General features: G+C 40.3%; 15 protein-coding genes, 1 tRNA gene and 1 pseudogene. 8 read left to right on the forward strand and 9 right to left on the reverse strand.

Annotation, left to right across the window (positions count from 1 at the left end):
* Positions 1 to 185: 185 nt before the first annotated feature.
* Positions 186 to 563, reverse strand: coding sequence for a hypothetical protein (locus ACLI08_RS14900; protein ID WP_411429303.1), 378 nt, complete (start codon positions 561 to 563; stop codon positions 186 to 188).
* A gap of 296 nt (positions 564 to 859) precedes the next feature.
* Positions 860 to 1438 (reverse strand): hypothetical protein, encoded by a 579-nt coding sequence (locus tag ACLI08_RS14905; RefSeq protein ID WP_411429304.1) that lies wholly within the window; start codon positions 1436 to 1438, stop codon positions 860 to 862.
* A gap of 652 nt (positions 1439 to 2090) precedes the next feature.
* Between ACLI08_RS14905 and ACLI08_RS14910 the strand changes: the two genes are divergently transcribed.
* From ACLI08_RS14910 to ACLI08_RS14920, 3 genes are read left to right on the forward strand one after another with little or no spacing between them, the layout of a single operon-like run.
* The gene (locus ACLI08_RS14910; RefSeq protein ID WP_411429305.1) at positions 2091 to 2717 is read left to right on the forward strand and encodes a PIG-L deacetylase family protein; all 627 of its coding nucleotides are present in this window, start codon (positions 2091 to 2093) and stop codon (positions 2715 to 2717) included.
* Complete coding sequence (locus ACLI08_RS14915; RefSeq protein WP_411429306.1) at positions 2714 to 3856, forward strand: glycosyltransferase family 4 protein; 1143 nt, start codon at positions 2714 to 2716, stop codon at positions 3854 to 3856. The genes ACLI08_RS14910 and ACLI08_RS14915 overlap by 4 nt, the downstream gene beginning before the upstream one ends.
* Before the next feature lie 12 nt (positions 3857 to 3868).
* The gene (locus tag ACLI08_RS14920) at positions 3869 to 5026 is read left to right on the forward strand and encodes a glycoside hydrolase 100 family protein (protein WP_411429307.1); all 1158 of its coding nucleotides are present in this window, start codon (positions 3869 to 3871) and stop codon (positions 5024 to 5026) included.
* A 210-nt stretch (positions 5027 to 5236) separates the two neighbouring features.
* Here ACLI08_RS14920 and ACLI08_RS14925 read toward each other — a convergent pair whose 3' ends face one another.
* The 4 genes and pseudogenes from ACLI08_RS14925 to ACLI08_RS14940 form a co-directional block, all read right to left on the reverse strand.
* The gene (locus ACLI08_RS14925) at positions 5237 to 6727 is read right to left on the reverse strand and encodes an acyl-CoA dehydrogenase family protein (protein WP_411429308.1); all 1491 of its coding nucleotides are present in this window, start codon (positions 6725 to 6727) and stop codon (positions 5237 to 5239) included.
* A gap of 421 nt (positions 6728 to 7148) precedes the next feature.
* Positions 7149 to 7442 (reverse strand): annotated as a pseudogene (locus ACLI08_RS14930) (PDDEXK nuclease domain-containing protein).
* Positions 7443 to 7763: 321 nt separating this feature from the next.
* Complete coding sequence (locus tag ACLI08_RS14935; protein WP_411429309.1) at positions 7764 to 8996, reverse strand: site-specific integrase; 1233 nt, start codon at positions 8994 to 8996, stop codon at positions 7764 to 7766.
* A 293-nt stretch (positions 8997 to 9289) separates the two neighbouring features.
* Positions 9290 to 9364: transfer RNA gene (locus ACLI08_RS14940), tRNA-Pro, on the reverse strand.
* A 182-nt stretch (positions 9365 to 9546) separates the two neighbouring features.
* Between ACLI08_RS14940 and trxB the strand changes: the two genes are divergently transcribed.
* Positions 9547 to 10497 (forward strand): thioredoxin-disulfide reductase, encoded by a 951-nt coding sequence (gene trxB / locus ACLI08_RS14945; RefSeq protein WP_411429310.1) that lies wholly within the window; start codon positions 9547 to 9549, stop codon positions 10495 to 10497.
* 54 nt (positions 10498 to 10551) lie between these two features.
* Here the strand turns inward: trxB and ACLI08_RS14950 are convergent, their stop codons facing one another.
* The gene (locus ACLI08_RS14950; RefSeq protein WP_411429311.1) at positions 10552 to 14235 is read right to left on the reverse strand and encodes a CARDB domain-containing protein; all 3684 of its coding nucleotides are present in this window, start codon (positions 14233 to 14235) and stop codon (positions 10552 to 10554) included.
* A gap of 136 nt (positions 14236 to 14371) precedes the next feature.
* Here ACLI08_RS14950 and ACLI08_RS14955 point away from each other — a divergent pair, with 136 nt between their 5' ends.
* On the forward strand, positions 14372 to 15331 hold the full coding sequence (locus ACLI08_RS14955) for a FemAB family protein (protein WP_411429312.1): 960 nt from the start codon (positions 14372 to 14374) through the stop codon (positions 15329 to 15331).
* Positions 15332 to 15345: 14 nt separating this feature from the next.
* The gene (locus ACLI08_RS14960; protein WP_411429313.1) at positions 15346 to 16617 is read left to right on the forward strand and encodes an O-antigen translocase; all 1272 of its coding nucleotides are present in this window, start codon (positions 15346 to 15348) and stop codon (positions 16615 to 16617) included.
* Here the strand turns inward: ACLI08_RS14960 and ACLI08_RS14965 are convergent.
* Positions 16609 to 17745: a glycosyltransferase gene (locus ACLI08_RS14965; RefSeq protein WP_411429314.1), complete on the reverse strand. Its 1137-nt coding sequence runs from the start codon at positions 17743 to 17745 to the stop codon at positions 16609 to 16611. The genes ACLI08_RS14960 and ACLI08_RS14965 overlap by 9 nt on opposite strands.
* 46 nt (positions 17746 to 17791) lie before the next feature.
* Between ACLI08_RS14965 and ACLI08_RS14970 the strand changes: the two genes are divergently transcribed.
* Both ACLI08_RS14970 and ACLI08_RS14975 read left to right on the forward strand, forming a co-directional pair.
* Positions 17792 to 18625: a glycosyltransferase gene (locus tag ACLI08_RS14970; RefSeq protein WP_411429315.1), complete on the forward strand. Its 834-nt coding sequence runs from the start codon at positions 17792 to 17794 to the stop codon at positions 18623 to 18625.
* Positions 18609 to 19019 carry a sugar 3,4-ketoisomerase gene (locus tag ACLI08_RS14975; protein WP_411429316.1) on the forward strand — a complete coding sequence of 137 codons (411 nt, stop codon included), beginning with the start codon at positions 18609 to 18611 and terminating at the stop codon, positions 19017 to 19019. The genes ACLI08_RS14970 and ACLI08_RS14975 overlap by 17 nt, the downstream gene beginning before the upstream one ends.
* Here ACLI08_RS14975 and ACLI08_RS14980 read toward each other — a convergent pair.
* A complete protein-coding gene (locus tag ACLI08_RS14980) occupies positions 19016 to 19951 on the reverse strand; it encodes a glycosyltransferase family 2 protein (RefSeq protein ID WP_411429317.1) in 936 nt (311 codons plus the stop codon). The genes ACLI08_RS14975 and ACLI08_RS14980 overlap by 4 nt on opposite strands.
* Positions 19952 to 19955 lie beyond the last annotated feature (4 nt).

A 19955-nucleotide genomic window follows, 5' to 3' on the forward strand; every position in this document is an offset into this window, starting at 1 on the left:
TACCTGACATGATGCTAATGCATCCTGTAACACATAGTATTAGCCTAAACAACGTTTTTGTTATGATATTCATGCCGCATACTGAATTATACCCGTGTTTAGTAATTTCATTTTTCATATTTGCAGAAATGTTCCTTGAAGGAAAGGGCAGGGTAGGCAGCCTGTTTACAATAATGGTACCGTTATCATTTGACGCCTTGCCCACTGAAATAATTATAATCACGAGGGTCGATAACCTTCAATGAATCATATAGTTCAATCGTTACTTCATCAAATGCATGGTCTTTCCTCAGCATACCGAGCAACTCTTTTTTGGCATCAGTTGGACCAAAGAGGAGCACTTCGTCACTTTCCGTTATAGCTGAGGCGATGCTTTTATAATACCTATGTTGTTTTTGGAGTCTCTGGCGGAGAATGAAGTCTTTATTATGGTTCAGGGCCTTTTGAATGTTCGTGTTAACCTCCGAAACGATAATCTCAGGCATTTTGCCACTTGCCACAAATTCTATGATATGCGCCTGCGAGTAATCCATCCATACGCCTATTTTTTTATAGTTTTTCATATGCTGATTTTGATTTTAAGAATTAAGAACCTATCCTGCATATTGAGCAGAATGGCTAATTCTTTGTTACAGTTGTTGGCACAAACAGGAGCACTTTCGTGTGGGCTTCCAGAGCAGGTTGTTTGAGTACTTCAAGTATTGCACTTACAAAGGATCTTATAATAAATGTGCTAGTGTGTAATTCTTTCTGAATAAAGAATAAGCTATTGCCAAGTGTATGGGGCTTTCTATATTGCTTGCTCAACCCACTACTGTGCGGTTCAGTTGATCTTACTGAGATGTCGTTTAGTACCGAGTTATTTGAAATCATTTTCTACTTTTTTTGCTGTGCTGCGGCCCGGCAGGTAAATCTGGAAACCGAATGAAAGGTTTATGTTACTCTGGTAGTTTGTACTCCCCAGTCCTACAAGGCCATTGTATTTTGCGAGTACTTCCAGTCCGATGTTTTGGGTTATGAAATAAGCAAATCCCGGCCCTACGCTCAGGTTTAAGCCGTTCGTGTCATCGGCCCCGCTGACATTTACACCGCCAAAGCCTGCCGTAGCCTCAGCGAAGAAGCGTCCATGCCTGAGTATTTCTCCTTCCGGGCCGGCATAATACCTGCCTAAAGCACCCACACCATAGCTTGTGGAAGTACTTGAGCTTTTTGCGGTTTCAAGACCGAATTCGGCGTAGCCACCCAAAGCAACATTATCTCGCACGAACCAGGCTATTTTTGGAGTTAAGTCCACGCTGAATATCTTGGGGTCATTCAGTCCCAAATTCAGGTTGGCAATATTTCCGCCAACCAATAAGTTGCCTTTTTGAATTTGGGCTGAAGTGCTGAAACCCATTGCAACACATGCAATGAGCAGTAAAAATTTAGTGTTTTTCATTACAATATTATTTATGTTATAGTATTTCAAATTTCCGCCAAGGCGGGGGCAGGCCCTTAATCAAATTCACGGTAGTATTTTACCTCTAAGCAGTTGTCGGCTTTAACGCCGGCTCGTAGTATTGATTTTATTGTCCCTGTAAATACGGCTTCAAATTCTTTTATTCTGTGCTGCTTTATTGAAGTAATTTTATATAACTTTTTGATTTAAAGATTATTAATCAAAAGTCACCTTTCAGTAATTAGTTATAGCCAACATTATCACAAATAAAATTTCATTAAGATACTATTATTGTTTGTACTGGCTAAATTCCTGTTAAATAATGCTTTTAGTAATTTTCAGCGATTGTTTTAACTCCGGATCAAGACGGAGAGGCATTTGTAATTAGAACATTTACGTTTACACTGTAAGTGAAATAGATTGCCGGTTGTTTAGATGGTGGCAGCTATTTTTGATTCAGGAAAGTATATTGCCATAGGAAAAGCAGGCTGAGTGCCAAAAAAGACATTCCTTATTCTCTGCTAAAGTTTTCTTAATCAATAACATCACCCAATGTTAAATAGGTACTTTTAATGTCGATTATTTCGACTAAAACGGCTTTATGAAGAAGGACCAATACACTTTCTGCCAGGTAATATAAGTATCAATAAAAATGAAAGAAGTCCTTATCATAGTAGCCCATCCGGATGACGAAATATTATGGGTGGGCGGAACTCTATTAGAGCACCCTGACTGGAACTGTTTTATTATATCTATGTGCAGGAAAAATGATCCTGACAGAGCTCCAAAATTTGATAAGGTGCTTTATTTATTACATGCCCGGGGGGCAATGGGCGACCTTGACGATGGACCGGAACAGGTTCCCCAGGATGTACATGAAATCCAGAGTATGCTGCTTACTTTGCTTCCCGTATTCCAATACGACCTAGTAATAACACACAGCCCTTTTGGAGAGTACACCAGGCACTTACGCCACGAGGAAATTGGTGCTGCTGTTGTAGACCTGTGGTGCCAGGATAAAATATCGTGCAAGCAACTTTTCCTCTTCGCTTATGAAGACGGTAATAAGCAGTACTATCCAAAACCTATCTCATCGGCCAATCTATATTATGTTTTACATAAGGATACCTGGCAGAAAAAATATCACATCATTGTCAATGTATATGGCTTCGATCCAAATACATGGGAGGCTGAAACAACCCCAAAAGCAGAAGCTTTTTGGGTATTTAAAAACAAAACTGAAGCAGTAAAATGGCTTAAAGAAAAAACAAAATTATGAAAGTCCTTGTATTATATGATTATCCACCAACCCCGGGAGGCCTTGCTACACAAGGCGACCTGTTGTACAAAGGGCTATTGGCAAATGGCGTAGATGCTTACGCAGTTCATATTGAATCGGCTCTTGAAAAAGAATGGTATTACAATTGGTTTAAACCCGACATTGTAGTAGGCACCGGTTATTGGGGCCATACCCCGCAGCTCGTACTGCATCCGCAAAAGTATGGACTCCGGGGTGTCCCCTGGCTGGTTGCTGATGGCTATATTGCGAATTATCAAAGTGTATTGAATGAACTTCCGCTGATCCTTGTTACCTCAAATTGGGTAAAAGAAATGTATATAAGGGATGGAATTAGTGCTGCTAATATTGAAGTGCTTCCCGTAGGCTGCGACACAGACACTTTCATGCCCTTTCCTGATAATGATGAAAAAGTACTCGCTGTCCGAAAGGCTTTAGGGATAAAACCGGAGGAGCAGATGATCTTGACCATAGGGGGTGACGCCGCCTCTAAAGGGGCGAGGGAAGTTATGGAAGCTTTATCAATTGCAGCCAAGGAATTGCCAGATTGGAAATATATCTGTAAAGTATGGCCACAGCCAAGGACTGCGCTTCAAAGCAATTTAGACCTCCAGCTTGCCGATCAACTCGGTATCAGCCGCAATGTTGTTTTTCAAACCAGTATAATATCCAGGAATTTCATACCTTACCTGATTGGGGCCTGCGATATTTATGCCGCTCCATCGCGTTTGGAAGGCTTTGGTATGCCTCAGGTAGAGGCTGGTGCCTGTGGCAAACCGGTCATAGGTATTAATGCTATGGGGATGCTGGATACGCTTGAACATGGAAAAACGGCATTTCTTGCAGGGATAGGCCAGAAAATTGTAGTTAACGAAGTTACACTGGGCAGTGAATCCGGCTATGAGGAGAACAGGCGCATCGTCTTTAATGAGCCGCGGACCGTGGATTACCGGGCTAATGTAAACGATATAAAAGAAGCTCTTATAAAACTCATGAATGACAAAGAAACACGCCGGGAAATGGGACTGGCCGGGCGTGAAAGGGTTGTTGAACATTTTGATTATCGCATCGTAGCTGCAAAATTCATACAGATAATCAATGAGCGATTAGGTATCTATTAACACTAATATATTATGGATAATAGGAAATGGGAAGAGATAGAAAAAGCGAAAAAGGCTGCGATACAGGTACTATTACACAATGCCAAGGGACCGTACGGGGGACTCCCAAGGACTGCAGCGTGGGGATATCCCGAGCCTTACACACGGGATTTGATGCTATCCATATTTGGGGTAGCAGTTTCAGGAAACGAAGAACTAATCACAGCAATGGAGAAAACCCTGGAAGCATTGTCAAAAAATCAGTCCGTGAGGGGCCATATACCCTCCTTGATACACGATCCTGATAATCGGGGAGCAAGCGATACTACGCCTCTTTTTTTGCTGGCAGTAGCTGTTTTCAGGAAATTTACAGGTAAAATAGACTTTTTAGAAGAAGCTTTACAAAAGGCACTTACCTGGATGGAATACCAGAGCCCTTCAGACGAATTCTTGATTGCACAACAACCCACTAGCGACTGGCGTGATGAACAGTGGGTTTTAGGATATGGTTTGTATGTAAATACTTTGGTGTATAGTTATCTTCGAATACTTGGATATGAAGACCGTGCCCAAAAGCTTCAAATTGCAATGGAACATTTCACCATTACCAGCCCTTCAAATCCTGAACATATTCATGAAGGGCTCTTAGTAAATAAAAAGCCCTACTATGCCTTGTGGTCGTATAAAATATACAGCAGTGAACGATTTGACCTTTTAGGTAACAGCCTGGCAGTGTTATCTGGCCTTGCCTCAGCCGAAATGTCAGAGCATATGCTGGCCTGGATAGAGGATGAATGTGAGCATATGCTGAAAAAAGGCGATTTAGCGGTTCCCTTAGCACCCAATTTATTTCCTTTTATTATGCCGAATGATAACGATTGGCTCACAAGGTATGAAGAATATAACCGGCCGGGCAACTACCATAATGGAGGGATCTGGCCCTTTATTTCTTCATTTCATATTGCAGCATTAATAGCAACAGGAAAATACCAACTGGCAGAGAAAAAATTGTACTTACTCACTGACCTGGTTAAACAATCACGTGATACATCCCTTGAATATGGTTTTAATGAATGGTATAAAGCACAGGATGGCAAACCCATGGGGCAGGACTGGCAGACATGGTCAGCGGCATTATATTTATATGCTGTAAAATGTGTGGAAGACAAAGCAACGCATTTCTTTCATTGATAGAAATAGCGGATTTATCATAACAGGGTAAGGAATTCTTAAATAGCTATTAAACTTTGGTAAGCCCTTGGTTTTTATAAAAGAATAAATAAATGATGCCATATCAATGATTCTGGAGTTATTTAAATAATTTTCGAAAATACCGGTAGCGAATGCCTTTTCCCATGCAATTGCTCAGTTCATCAATGTTTCAGAGCTAAGAAATACTCATTAGATAAAATCGGACCAAGCAGATTGACTAGTGTAATCCTCTACAGGCATCGAATTATTGAAATCGGTCAAATTTGATAGCAAAGACTTAATGTCCATCATCATGTGTTTACAACAATTATCGTAGAGATCATTTCGAAATCCTTTTAGCGTCATATTATAAACATATTGTAGGCTAACCACGCGGGCAATAATTTTTCCCAATGTGATAAGCTGACGTTGCAATAGCGTATCTTTTATGGAAAAATCAAGCAGTTCTTTAAATTGGCCTGCTATTTTTTCAGTTAATGGAAAACCTGAAAGAAACTGGAAAAATGTCTCCTGTTGCATTTTCTTCATTTTCTTAATCATTATTTCTGCAATTTGAGTGTAAAGCATTTCATTAGAGCCTTCAAAAATTTGGAATGGCCTGCTATCCACAATACCTCTTCCTGCAATGTTATCAATCTTGTAGCCAGAGGAACCTTGCAATTGTAATGCTATCTGTGAAGATTCCTGCATCAGGTCTGTCACAAGGGCTTTCATAATATTCGCTTCAAGCCCACAAGAAGAAAGATCCGCATTAATGCTACTTATAACTGCGCTTCGGGCACACATTCCGGAACATATTGCGTAGGAAGATTCGATACGTGAAAGTTGATATTTAACACTGTCTAAAAAAAATAAAGATTGGCCTGCTACTTTTCTTTGATTGCAATATGCAAGTGCCTCATCAAGCATACGCCGGATAAAACCTAAGCCCATTCCTGGAAACTGCATACGGCTACGATGGAGAATATCAAGCATCATTTTTATTCCGGTAGATTCTGATTGTAGTTTTTGATTCTCAGGCACAAAAATATCAATAGCATTCATGCCATATGGTATCATGTAAAGCCCGAGATTATTAAAATAGTATTCAACTTCTATTTGTTGACCGGGACTGGACTGTTCGGTTATGAAGAATGCTATATCGCGCCCCAAATCTCCATCCTTTAATTGTTCACGGGCGGCAACAATCCAAAAATCGGCCATACCTGTAAGACCTTGCCAATGTTTCTTGCCATTAATAGCAAAACCATCCTCTCTGCTATTAAATGATGTCCGCATATTTAGTGCATCACTGCCATAATCAGGCTCAGTAATCATCAGCCCTCCCATAGCTTTTTCTTTAAGGAACCTTTTAAAAATTCTCTCCTGAATTTTCGGGTGCCCATATTTAGCCAGGGGTTCCAAAAAAAGGGCTATATTAATCCCAAAAGTTAAGGACAATGGTAATGATTCATAAGAAGCTGCTGATAATACCGAAAGGCACTCTTTGACTGATAATCCACGCCCTCCAAATTTTTCTGGTATGGCAACAGATAACGGTATGGTTTCCATTATGCCTTCCCAAATATTTCCCGGTAGCCCCCGTTCCAGGCTGAGTGAATTAATATTACCTTCATTATAAAACAATGTATGAAGACGTTCTTTGAACCGTCTTTCAAAATTTTCAAAATCTTCTTTCATAAATTTTCAGATAACCGAAACCGGTTCGGATAATAAAATGTCTTTAGTTATCAATCTTGAATAACTCTTTATTTGAGCCATTAACTCAATCAATTAAAAGCGGGTATCAGGAAATTTTTTTCGTTTATCCAAGAAAAAAAGCTTTTCAAACTATTACTAACCAAAAACTGAAATACCTAAACTGAAGAGTAAGCGGGAACAAATTTTTTACAAGATGAACAAATTTGCCGATCAGAATGAGCATTGGCAGAGAACCAGCCATTGCTTAAAGGTAAGCATACTATATTAAGCAAGACCCTGTTCAGCAAAAAACTTTTAAAATAAAAATTCGGCAATAAGATAATTATATTTTCAATGTATTTTTTCTAAAATTTATATAACCGCTTTTGACTATGCGTTTTCGGGCGACAATTCGTTAAAATTACACCACGGCCTCACTTTTGTTTTGGCAGAGTATGGTTCCTATTGTCTTGCCTTCTCCTTCGAGCTTGATCTTCCGGTCGTAATAATTTACATACATCTGCATTTGACCTATATCCTAATGTTTAAGCTCACCAATTTTTAAATCAATCAGCACAAAACATCTTAACAAGCGATTAAAGAATACCAGGTCAACCCTGAAGTGTTTCTCATCAAAACTAATTCGCTCCGGCTTTGCCACAAATGTAAAACCTGTGCTGAGTTCCAATATAAACGATTCCAGTTTTTCAATCAATTTTTGTTCCAGCTCACTTTCTGAAAAGTATGCTTTTCAGGCAAACGAACAAATTCAAGGAGGTACAGATCTTTGATGACATCGTGTAATTTGTCCCAAAATTCGCGTTTTTTGTAGCCTTCGAACCTGTAACTCATCATTTGAGCGCGAAATCTTGTCAAATACCGATATTTCGAATTTGGTTTATTAGATTATTTGATATTGAGTGGCTTGGCTAAAATCTATCATTAGAACGATCAGAATTTTTGAATTCCGCAGACACTGTCTGCGGAATTCAAATAAGAATTTAAGTTGATTTCTTCTATTTCCTTAGCTTTAGGATTATATTGCCGCAGATAGCTTTTGTTTCAATCGTCCCATATCTTCGCTAAGTTTATTTTCGATTACTTTAGCATAAATTTGGGTCGTACGGATTGTCGTGTGTCCCAGCATTTTGGATACACTTTCAATGGGCACACCATTGCTCAGGGTGATGGTGGTTGCAAAGGTGTGGCGGGCAATATGGAACGTCAATCGCTTTGTTATGCCGCATACGTCGGCAATTTCCTTAAGGTAGCCATTCATCCGCTGGTTGGAGATAACAGGAAAGATAGTGCCATTTTCAACAGATTTTGGATGGTCACGATAAAGCTCAATCAATTCATACGCTGCGGGAAGAAGTGGCACATTTACGGATGTATTGGTTTTAGTCCTGCTTGTTTTTAACCACGCCTCACCATCAATACCGGTCACGACATTGTCGGGTTGCAGCTCAGCTAAGTCAATATAGGAAAGCCCGGTATAACAACTGAAAAGAAACATATCCCTGACATTTCTTAAGCGTTCTATCTTGAACTCCTTTTTCGAAATATGCTCCAGTTCTTTAGGATTAAGAGCCTGGCGTTCGACTTTATCGAAATGCTTTTTAAAGCTTGCAAATGGGTCTTTCGAAAGCCATTCGAGGGTAATGGCCATGTTTACCATTTTCCTGAACCTTTCGATATGTTTCATGATGCCATTATTACTTAGTGGCCTTTGATGGTCCTTCGGTTCATGGGCAATTAAGAAACTTTCAAAGTCTATAAGGAACTTATAGTTTAACTCGCAGAGCAGTATATCATTCCTGTAATATTTCTCTTTTAGGAATTTAGAAAGATAGCTTTGTGTGGTACCGTAGTTTTTCATCGTCCCGGGTGCCAGCCTATGGGCAGCTACTTCATTATGATAGTCCATCAGGTATTGTAATGTAATGGTTTCATTCTCTTCACCCATAAAAAGCCGTTTTACTGCATCTACAGTAATTGTTTTGCGTTGCTGCACCAAGTTATGGTATCCTTCTGCAATCATTGAGCGTACGCGCTCTAAATGGTTATTGAGTTTTACAATCTCATCGCGCTTGCCTTTTGCGCGGCCTTTAATATCGTCCCAGTACTTTGGGTCAATTTTTCTTTTTAATGATATTTCTGTCCTGCGACCGTTTACAGTTACCCTTGCGTAAATGCCAGCATCTGTATTTCTTGTTTTTCCCGGTAACCTGATAATAAAATGGATGCCAAATGTGTTTGTGCTTTTCATACCAAATGTTTTAAAAATTAGACATTAAGTACCGCAAGAATTCAGTTGTTCATTAAAAGGTGGCACAATCAGGTACAGTTTGGCTACAAATGTTAAAAAATCGTTGTAATTTACTGAATTACAATTTTTTAACCCCTTTTTTGTGAGCACTTTTTTGAAAAGTAAAAAGTACTCACCTAATAACTCACATTTATATTGATTTAATATGGTTTATTTTGGTATCTGACACAAAATAAAAAAGCCGTAAATACTTGATATTTACGGCTTTTAGTACATTTTGGGATTTGTACTTGTCGGGGTGGCAGGATTCGAACCTGCGACCTCCTGGTCCCAAACCAGGCGCGATGACCGGGCTACGCTACACCCCGATTGCATTTCCTAAAGCCCTCGTGCTGTCGGAAAGCGGTTGCAAATATAAGGCTTAAATTTAATTATGCAACACTATAATGCAAATTTATTTTCTGATAACTAAAACTGATGTTTTACATTAGATTTTATTGCTTTATTGCGTTACATTTGTGTTCACTATTAACATAGGAGCATAAAGATTATGTCTGAAAATATTGAAAAAATAAAATGCCTTATTATAGGCTCAGGCCCTGCGGGTTACACTGCAGCCATATATGCAGCAAGAGCTGATATGAACCCCGTTATGTACACCGGTATGGAACCTGGCGGCCAGCTTACAACGACTACAGAAGTAGATAATTTTCCTGGTTACCCCGAAGGTATAGATGGCCCTACAATGATGGTACAGTTGCAACAACAGGCAGAGCGCTTTGGTACGCAGGTTCGTATAGGTATGGTTACGGCTGTGGAATTTAACAAAGACGAAGGCGGATGGCATAAGGTAACGGTAGATAACAGCAAGGAAATCCTGGCCCATACCGTTATAATCAGTACAGGTGCTACTGCTAAATATCTTGGACTGCCTAGTGAGCAACGCCTGCGTGGCGGAGGTGTATCGGCTTGTGCCGTATGCGACGGTTTCTTTTACCGCGGGCAGGATGTAGCTATAGTGGGCGCGGGAGATACCGCTGCCGAGGAGGCCACGTACCTGGCTAACATTTGTAAAAATGTAACCATGCTGGTACGTAAAGATGTTATGCGCGCCAGTAAAGCCATGCAGCACAGGGTAAACAATACACCAAACATTACGGTGCTTTACAATAGTGAAGTAGATGAAGTACTGGGTGATAATGTGGTAGAAGGTTTACGGGTTGTAAATAATGTAACGGGTGAAAAGCACGACATAGCCATAACAGGTCTTTTCATAGCTATAGGGCATAAGCCTAATACAGAAATATTTGCAGGCCAGTTAACTATGGATGAAACCGGTTACCTTATTACAGAACCGGGAAGCACCCGTACTAATGTTCCCGGGGTGTTTGCCGCAGGAGACGTTCAGGATAATGTTTACCGCCAGGCCATTACCGCAGCCGGTACAGGCTGTATGGCGGCGCTGGACGCGGAACGTTACTTAGCCGCTATAGAGCACTAAGTGTAATACATATAAAACAACACAAAAACAGCGACCTTTTTGGTCGCTGTTTTTTTATTTGGTTACATATATCCAGTCGGTAATAGGCTCCGGGTAGTCAGGGTCATTAAGTTCCAGTACAAAATAATAGGTACTGTTTGGTACAGTGGTATCTTCATTACCCACTTTTTGTTCTGTGGCTATACTGTTCCAGTCGGCAGTACTATGATCCCCGGTCCATACAAGATTACCCCAGCGGTTGTATATCTTCAGCTTAAAGTTAAAGAAAATATTGCGTAAGCCATCAATAACAAAGGTGTCGTTATACCCATCGTTGTTTGGAGTAATGTAATTGTAGGTAATAGGTTTACATTTTTTAGTGCGCAGCAGGAACGATGCAGTGGCAAAACACGTTCCGTTATCCAGCCTTACATAAATTCGTTGCGGATTTTGTTGTGTCCTGAAATCGGCCGTATTGTAAATACGGTCAAGATCCTGGTCTGCATTTTGTTGCGAGGTATAAAATGTTACGGTTTCATTAGGGTAATTTTTTAACGAAGTTGCATAGGCAGAGAAATCAAACCCGGCCAGTCCAAAGCCTTGATCGCAATTTGTTATGTCATCCGGTTGTTGCAGTACGGGCGATAAAACCAATTCTGCAGGCATTGTAAAACTGTTATTGGTTTCATCGGTTTCAATAACAATGCCTGTACCCGTGCCATCTCCACGGTCGTCTGCTACAAATTGTAAATCAAAGTTTAGCGGAATCCCTACGGGTATTGTAATTGTAATATATCCCTGTTCTATACCCCCTATAGCTATGTCTTCAATGGTTTCAGTATAGTCTATAAACTGTCCATTTGCGTATATGCTTACAGGTGTGCCTGCCGGAAGTACATCGGTACCTAAAAGATTTTTTACCGTATAGTGTACGTGTAACACCCGCGAGTTACATTGTTTGTATATGTCGTCTATAGTAACGGTAGCATCCGGGAAATAGCAGTCTTTTATTTTCAGGGTAAATTGCTGTACATCATAGCATCCGTTCACGTCTTGCAGGCGTACGTAAACAATAGCGTCTGGTGCGGCGTTATAGGTAGTTAAATTAGTTATAGGCGATTGTGCCGATTGTGCATTTGTAAGCGAACTGTAGAAACTAACGTTATCTGTGGGTAGGTTTCTTAACGATGTTTCATAGGATGAAAAATCAAAACTTCCTATGCCGGAGTGGTTAAAGGTTTCACATCCGTATACATCTGCCGGCTGCGTCAATACAGGTGAAATCCAAAAAATAATGTTTATGGTATTGCTAAGGTTATTCAGCTCGTTTGTTTCGGTAATAGTACCTGCTCCGTTCCCTGTGTCGTCTGCTGCAAGTATTACGCTTACGGTAGAACCAAATGATTCGGGTGCGGTAATAGTATATTGCTTTGTTTCAGAACCATCTACAGGTAGTGTGGCAATGGTTTGTGTAATGCCAAAGGAAATGCCATTTATATAAAACGCTACAGGAGTGTTGGCTGGTAATACGTCAAAACTGTCAGGGTTGCTTACGGTATAATCAATAACCAGTTGGCGCGAATCACACTGCTGTGTAATAGTATTTATGGTAACCACAGCATCCGGGAAAAGACAGTCTTTAGAAATCAACCTGAATTCCCCCGTAACAAAACAGCCGTTAATGTCCTGCAAACGCACATATATGGTTTGCGGATTAGTTCCGTTAGAAGTATAACTCCCCGGGTTTGTTATGGCAGCTGTACCGGCTTGCGCATCGGCCAGTGTTTCGTGGAAGGTAACCACGTCGGTAGGTTCATCTTTTAACGAGGTAATATAGGCTGAGAAGTCAAACAGACCGCGGTTACTGTTGTTAAAGGTTTCACATACTGTAAGATCAGGGATAGTTGATGGTAGTATAGGCGGTGTCCATATGCTTACCGGAAGTGCAAAGCTGTTGTTTACCTCATTAATTTCCTGGACTGTGTTACCGTAGTCTGCACGGATAAAAATATTAAACGATAATCCTGCACCTTGCGGGGCAGTAACGGTAACCGTATGTGTTTCTGTACCATTAACAGGAAGATCTGCTGTTGTAGGTATTGTGGTAACGAGTAAATTATTTGTAAATATAGCTACAGGTGTACCAGCGGGCAGCACATCTTGGCTGTTAGGGTTGCCGATGGTAAAGGTAACAGCCATTGTTCGGCTGTTGCAGCTTTGGTTAATGGTAGCGTTAAGAATAACCGCATCGGGGTAAAGGCAATCATCCAGTCTTAGGGTAAGTGTGCCATAGTTTACGCATCCGTGTTCATCTTCAATCCTTACATATAGTGTACCAGGCCCGGAAGTATATGCTGCGGTGTTTGTTATGGCATTTTGCGGTGTTTGCGCATCTTGCTGGGTAAGGTAAAATGTTATAATATCCGATGTGGCTGTACGTACAGTCGTGGCATAATTATCAAGATTAAAGGAGCCTGTATTTGCGCCGGGAGCAGTTTCGCAGGCAGTAAGGCTACTGGAAGGTAGCGGAGGCAATAACCACAATGATTCATTAAGCGTGTAGCTGTTGTTTGTTTCATCTGTTTCGGTTATTGCAAAGTTATAATCTGCAATCAGCAATATTTGGAAATCCTCAGGATATCCTGCCGGAATGGTAAGGTTAAGCACTCCGGTTTCGCTCCCGCCTATGGGTATGGCTGTGTTAGTTGCAAATGTGGTGATGAGGTCGCCGTTTACATATACTCCTACCTGTGTGCCTGCGGGAAGCACATCAGTACTGTTCTCATTTTTAACGGTGTAGTTAAGTTGCAGCGTGCGCGAATTACACGTGTGTACCACATTGTTAACTGCTACAGTAGCATCGGGCAACTGGCTGTTTAGTTTGGTTACTATAGCATTTATAATCACAAAATCCCTCCCTGAGGTAAGTTGTATTTGCGCGTTTTGATCGCCTATGTTTATATAGTTCTGAATGTTATACACATCCAGATCCATATTATACAGTGTACTGCTATTTGTAATAGAGTTAGTACCGTTAAAGGCGTTTGTTGTAGGGTTCAGGGGCGGGTTAGATAATATGTTGCCGTTAATACGCAGCGTTTCATTAATAGCTAAAGATGAATCGCCTTCCCATGCCAGGAAGCCTATTTTTGCCCCGTTGTTATCTATTACGTTAAGGCTTGGAAGGTTGATGGTTACCTCATTCGGTACGTAAGACATACCGTCGTACAGGTTAAGCTGGTTAAGCGGTAACGTAGGGTTGCTGTATACCACTATAATAGCCCATCCGCCAAAGTTAGTGGCATTGCCGCAGTAGGTGTCTAGTGCTACAACTTCAGTAAGGTCAAAGTCAGATACGGTATATGTACCGTTCCCTGTAGAAGATACAATAGCGGTAACATCTGCCCATGCGCTAAAATACATTCGGGTGGTATTATCTATGTTAATGGCATTTAGTGGCATTACCCGCTGAGCCTGAATGTCTTGTCCGTTTAGTTTTATATCGGTATCTCCCGATCCTGAACCCGCCCAGTACAGGTATGCTTTTAATACGGTGTCTGAAGCGCCCAGGTTCATTGTGGCCGACGAGGTGGTAAGTATATCGCAATTTCCTGAGGTGTTATTTTCAGCAGGGTTAAGTGTATTCCCCACAAATGTAAAGTCGTAACGGCCGTTAAACTGTTCAAACAAACTTACATCCTGCCCATACACAGGGCATATGATAAGTAGTAATAAAAGTATGGGTAGTAGTTTCTTCACAAGCGGGATATTTTTTCCTAAAATTATAAAAAATATGCTAAGTACCTAATGATTAGCTAAATTCTGTGTAGTGCATTATGTAAGGAATATTTAATACTTTTACCAAAATACATTTTACACTACAGCACTGCCTTATATGTACCGCATACAACCTTACACATCGCATTATTTTGAGGAATGGAATGCCTTTGTTGCAGCCTCTAAAAACGGTACATTTTTGTTTCATCGTGATTTTATGGAATATCATGCCGACAGGTTTACTGATTACTCTTTAATGGTTTATGATGGCAATAAACTTGTGGCACTGTTGCCGGCAAATATTGTGGGTAGTGTTGTGCATTCGCATCAGGGGCTTACTTACGGCGGAATACTATTTGCTAAGCAGGTAAGTTTTGACAAAGCCCGTTTAGTTTTTAACAGCTTGGTAAGGTTTATGCTTAGTGAAGGTGTTTTAACGCTGATTATAAAACAAATTCCGCAGATGTACCATAAAATGCCATCATTTGAGGTGGACTTTTTGTTGTACAAAGCAGGGGGATCTATTAAAAGGAAAGACTTAAACCTTGCCGTAGACTACAGCGCAGAAAAATGGATATCTAAAAGTAAGCTGAAACACTACAGGCGTAGGGCTGATATAGGTTTTGAAATAAAGAAGGAACAAAGTTTTGAGGCGTTTTGGCAACAAGTACTTGTGCCAAGACTAAAAAATAAGCACAATGCAGTGCCGGTACATAATGTTGATGAAATAACTATGCTCGCCAAACGATTTCCTGATAATATAATACAGTACAATATTTATAAGGAAAATGTATTGCTGGCAGGGCTTACCCTTTTTATATCTGATAATGTAGTAAAATCACAGTATGGAGCTACTACCGAAGCCGGCGAGGAGTTAAGAGCGCTTGATTATCTATTCATTTCTGTTTTGGAAAAATACAGGCCAAATATGCGCTATTTTGACATGGGTACAGTTATGGAACGCGACGGGAGTATTAACTACGGGCTGGTAACCCAAAAAGAGGAACTGGCTTGTAGTACGTACACACAGGATATTATAGAGTTACAGCTTTCGGAAAAATGTATTATTAACCCCTGATTTATTTACGAGCCTTGGGCATCCTTAAAAAAATATCTAAAAATCCTGTAGTAAGGCTTACTTCCCTAAACGGGGTAAGCGTAATTACGCGCATAATGGGCGGCTTTATCTCGGGTAAAATGATTGCTTTTTTAGGGCCTGCCGGTATGGCTATTGTAGGAAATCTAAGGAACGCACTTGTTTTTGTAGATACTTTTGCTACCCTAGGCATGCAAAACGGTATAATAAAATATACGGCCCAGTACACTGATGACAAAGAGCAACTAAAAGCGGTAGTCTCTACGGTATTCACTGCTATAATTACAGGTGTCGTTATCCTTGGGTTGGTATTAGGGCTCCCTGCTCAATTTTGGAGTTCTGTTGTGTTTAACGGCAGCACAGCGTATGCCTGGGTTTTTATTGTGCTGGGATGTGTATTGCCTTTTTATGCCGGAGGTATGGTATTGGTAGGCTTACTTAACGGCCTTGGTAAATACAACCGGGTTATTTATATAAACATTATAGGCAATATACTTGGGGTAATAGTCTCGGCTGTTTTAATCTTTTCCTTTAAAACCGAAGGGGCGCTAGCGGGACTTATTATTACGCCTGTTTTGGTGTTTTTCCTTTCTGTATATCCGCTTTATAAGGCTTTAGGAGATTTTTTTTTCTTTAATCTAGCGTATTTCAGTGAGCCAATGTTTAAAAACCTTTGCTCTTACAGCCTTATGTCTTTATTCACGGCACTGCTCGGGCCGGCAATATTTATCATCCTTCGCAATCATATTATACAAGTGGCCGGTATCAATGCGCTGGGCTACTGGGAGGGAATTAATCGCATATCATCTTTTTACATGATGTTTGCCACCACGCTGCAAAGTGTGTATTTTTTGCCAATGCTGGCTAAAGCCCGTACAAATTATGAAGTCAAAAAGACATGGCATTCTTATTATAAAGTGGTAGTGCCGGTATTTTTCATTGGGCTTGTCCTTATTTACTTACTACGAAGGCAGGTAATAGTTATAACATTATCTGACGCTTTTTTACCTATGGAAGCCTTATTTGTATGGCAACTTTTAGGTGATCTCTTTAAGGTTAGTTCGCAAATATTGGCACAGGAATTTTTTGCCCGGAAAATGGTTGCCGCATTTATAATATCAGAAATAGCTTCTTTCGCTGTGCTATATACCGCTGGTACACTGTTAATAAACAAATTCGGCGCAGAAGGAGCTACAATGGCTCATCTTGTAACCTATGTTTTGTATTTTGCAGGTATGGTTTGGTACTTTCGTAAAAAGTTATTTTAGCCAAGAGTCAAGATACTGTTCCGCCACTTTAACGTAGTGATGATGCTGCTCAATAAATGCCCTGGCCCTTTTGCCCATTGCGTCAATCTCCTCAGGATTATCTATTAAAAAAATAAGTTCCCGCGCTATAGCCTCGGCATCAGGCAAAGCATTAATGTTTACCGGTTCTGTTATGTTGTAGTGTTCAGTAAATTCCGTTTCGGCTCCAGTAAAAACCACTTTCCCCTTTGTCATAGCTTCCAAGGCATTGTATCCCTGGTCATAGGCATATACCTGATCAAGCAGTATATGCGCTTTGTCGTATAGGGTAATGTATTCCTTGTAGGGTATGTTTTCGGTAACCAGAATTTCTACCTTATGGGCATGTGTTTTCTTTACAATTTCAAGAGCATCCTCAAAATAATTGATACCTTTTTTATAATAAGAATTACGGTTAATACCTAAAAAAACTATTACCTTATCGATCAACGGGTTAGTGATATAATGTATGGCATCTGTATTAATGGGATTGGGTATAAAAGTAGTTGAGTACCCCTGCGCCTTCATGGGAATTTCATAATCAAGGTCAGATGTAATGATACACCGCGCTCTCTGAATTATAAAACGAAACAAATCCCAGTGTGTAGCACAGTTATATTTTAGCGTATAGTAAAATAGATTTTTTAAGCTTTTGTTATTTAAATAGGGGGTGAGTATGCTGTATTTTAAACTGTTAGTTAATGAGTAACTTACTACAGGCGGCTCATCGCCACAAATCAGTAATGATAGTGAACCGTTTTGCTTACAAATTTTATCTACTATCCTGCGTGCTAGCCAACCATGTGTTTCCAGCGCATCGCTATTTATAAGCTGTACATGGTCAAATCCTTTAAGTTCAGGTATCAGCCTCCAAAAAAGTAGTCCAAGTTCTGTGCGTTCTAGGTCCACTTTAGTAATTCGGAACACCAGGCTGCGCAGTTTTCGTAGTAGTGGGCTACTAAATACTTTCGGAGTTACTTTATAATCAGCATCATACCCCTTAAAGCCATCGCCGGTACTTACAATAACTACTTGGTGACCCAGTTGTGTAAGCCCTTCGCGCAGTGAGTTATGCAGCCTGCTGTATTCGCCCAGCAAAAGTATTTTCATTTGGCAGCCTTAAATTTTTATATTTGTGATTGTAAATATAGGATAATTGGCAGGAGCTTTTAAAAAATCAGATGTCGAAATTTTGCTGTCTACCATGAACCGGGACAGCCTTGATTTTTTGGAGCCAATGTTTCCGTTTGCCCATTTTACCGATTTTAATATCCTTATTGTAAACCAAACCGTTCCCGGAAAAGATTTGCAATCGCCTTACGCTAATGTACGGGTTATAAATGCCTACGAAAAGGGGCTTTCGCGGAGCAGAAACCTAGCTATAAGCCATGCGCAACAAGCAATAGGACTTATTGCAGACGATGATTTGGTCTTCCTGAAAGGATTTGATGAAAAAATAGCGAAAGGATTTAATCATTTCCCTAAAGCTGCAGCAATTAAGTTTATAACGGTTAATTTTGAGGGAGTTCCTTTTCGCAAGTACCCAAACGTTCCTGTAAAGGAACTGACCGATTTACAACGGTTAAATAGCTCGTCTATAGAAATCGCTTTTAATATTAAAAAGTATAAAGAGGCAAATATTCCGTTTAATGTACACTTTGGATTAGGTAGTGCGTTTCCGCTCGGCGAAGAACCTGTACTGCTGCACGCGCTGTACAATGCCGGCTATGATGTGTGCCATTATCCTGAAACGATAGTGTCGCACAAAAGCTTTAAAGACAGCGATAATATATCCTTGCCGGAAAATTACCGTATAAGGGGGGCATACCTGTACCAGATTTTCAGGAAGAAATTTCCGTTTTGGCTGGGGCTACAGTTGTTGTATAACCTAAAATCAGGTGTGGTAAAGCCCTGGCAGATTATAAAATGTATACAATGGGCCTACGCAGGAAAAAAACAACTATTAAAGATTTATGAAAACAACGCTTAATAACATACAATACATAGATTTTCCGGTAGTTAAAGACTATCGGGGTAACCTGGCTTTTATACAGGAAGGAGCTATTCCGTACAATTTTAAAAGGATTTATTACCTGTTTGATGTACCCAGTGGGGCAGAACGTGGAGGACATGCTCATATAGAGCAAAACGAAATCCTTATTGCACTTAGTGGCAGCTTTGATGTAGTGCTGGACGATGGCGAATCTAAAAAGAAGTACACGCTTAACAGGCCAGCTACGGGCTTGCATATAGTAGATGGTATTTGGAGGGAACTTACTAACTTTTCATCTGGGGCGATATGCCTGGTTATTGCCGAAGATGTGTATAACGAAGCGGATTATATAAGGGATTACCAAGAGTTTTTGAGCTATAAAAAAGGTTAGTTATATACCGAAAAGCTTACACCCTTACGGTGAAGCCAGTGTTTTACCGCTAAAAGGAGCTGCAATATAAATGGTGGTGTAAGAAACAGCAATTTTGTTTTAAAGGACAAATTTGTAGTGTCGGCATCAGCTAATAGCCTGCGGGAATTAATAACATCGCCTTCAATCCTGTACTTCAGGGCGTACTCAATTCTGTAAATATCTACAAACGCTTTAAGGCTTTTGTTTGTTTTTTCGTGTTGTTTAAACTGGTTGAAATCCATTATTTTACGGGATTTCATAGAGGCGCGTGACCAGCTTTGGGGTTGGTCAAAATTATATATTACAGTATATTGATTTGTAATTGCTACCGGAAACTTTATCATTATCTTTATCCACAGTTCTGTATCTTCAGGGTGTGTGGTGTTTTCATTAAACATACCGGTTACATCAAATACGTTTTTTGGTACTGCTAATGCTGCAGTGAGTGCCACGCGGTTTACAGTACTGGAATAAAAAGCATCGGCTATAATGCCCGAAAAATTTTCATCAATACCTAAAAAAACAGGTTTTTGCAATACGCCGTTTCCTATGCGTGTAATGTAACGGGAACACAGCATACCGGCTGTCGGATTTTCAAGATAAAGCTCATGTAACGCCTCCAGGTGGTTTGGCTGCCATAAATCATCGGCATCCAGAAAAGCAATGATACTCCCTTTTGCTGCCTTTATCGCGTTATTTCTTGCGGCAGATACGCCACTGTTTTTTATTTCTATGTAATGAATACGTGTATCGGTAAACAATTTTACTACCCCTGCACTGTTGTCTGTAGATCCGTCGTTTACGATGATTATTTCGAAATCGGTAAACGTTTGGTTAAGGGCACTTTGCAGCGTTTCCTTAATGTATTGTTCCTTGTTGTATAGCGGAATAACTACAGAAAATACAGGCATAGGC

It is taken from the genome of Flavobacterium sp. RNTU_13, assembly GCF_046614455.1.
GTDB lineage: Bacteria > Bacteroidota > Bacteroidia > Flavobacteriales > Flavobacteriaceae > Flavobacterium.

Excerpts from the sequence above, each read along its gene's own strand:
- ACLI08_RS14900 (WP_411429303.1), bottom strand. The coding sequence starts at position 563 with ATGAAAAACTATAAAAAAATAGGCGTATGGATGGATTACTCGCAGGCG.
- ACLI08_RS14905 (WP_411429304.1), bottom strand. The coding sequence starts at position 1,438 with ATGAAAAACACTAAATTTTTACTGCTCATTGCATGTGTTGCAATGGGT.
- ACLI08_RS14910 (WP_411429305.1), top strand. The coding sequence starts at position 2,091 with ATGAAAGAAGTCCTTATCATAGTAGCCCATCCGGATGACGAAATATTA.
- ACLI08_RS14915 (WP_411429306.1), top strand. The coding sequence starts at position 2,714 with ATGAAAGTCCTTGTATTATATGATTATCCACCAACCCCGGGAGGCCTT.
- ACLI08_RS14920 (WP_411429307.1), top strand. The coding sequence starts at position 3,869 with ATGGATAATAGGAAATGGGAAGAGATAGAAAAAGCGAAAAAGGCTGCG.
- ACLI08_RS14925 (WP_411429308.1), bottom strand. The coding sequence starts at position 6,727 with ATGAAAGAAGATTTTGAAAATTTTGAAAGACGGTTCAAAGAACGTCTT.
- ACLI08_RS14935 (WP_411429309.1), bottom strand. The coding sequence starts at position 8,996 with ATGAAAAGCACAAACACATTTGGCATCCATTTTATTATCAGGTTACCG.
- trxB (WP_411429310.1), top strand. The coding sequence starts at position 9,547 with ATGTCTGAAAATATTGAAAAAATAAAATGCCTTATTATAGGCTCAGGC.
- ACLI08_RS14955 (WP_411429312.1), top strand. The coding sequence starts at position 14,372 with ATGTACCGCATACAACCTTACACATCGCATTATTTTGAGGAATGGAAT.
- ACLI08_RS14965 (WP_411429314.1), bottom strand. The coding sequence starts at position 17,745 with ATGAAAATACTTTTGCTGGGCGAATACAGCAGGCTGCATAACTCACTG.
- ACLI08_RS14975 (WP_411429316.1), top strand. The coding sequence starts at position 18,609 with ATGAAAACAACGCTTAATAACATACAATACATAGATTTTCCGGTAGTT.
- ACLI08_RS14980 (WP_411429317.1), bottom strand. The coding sequence starts at position 19,951 with ATGCCTGTATTTTCTGTAGTTATTCCGCTATACAACAAGGAACAATAC.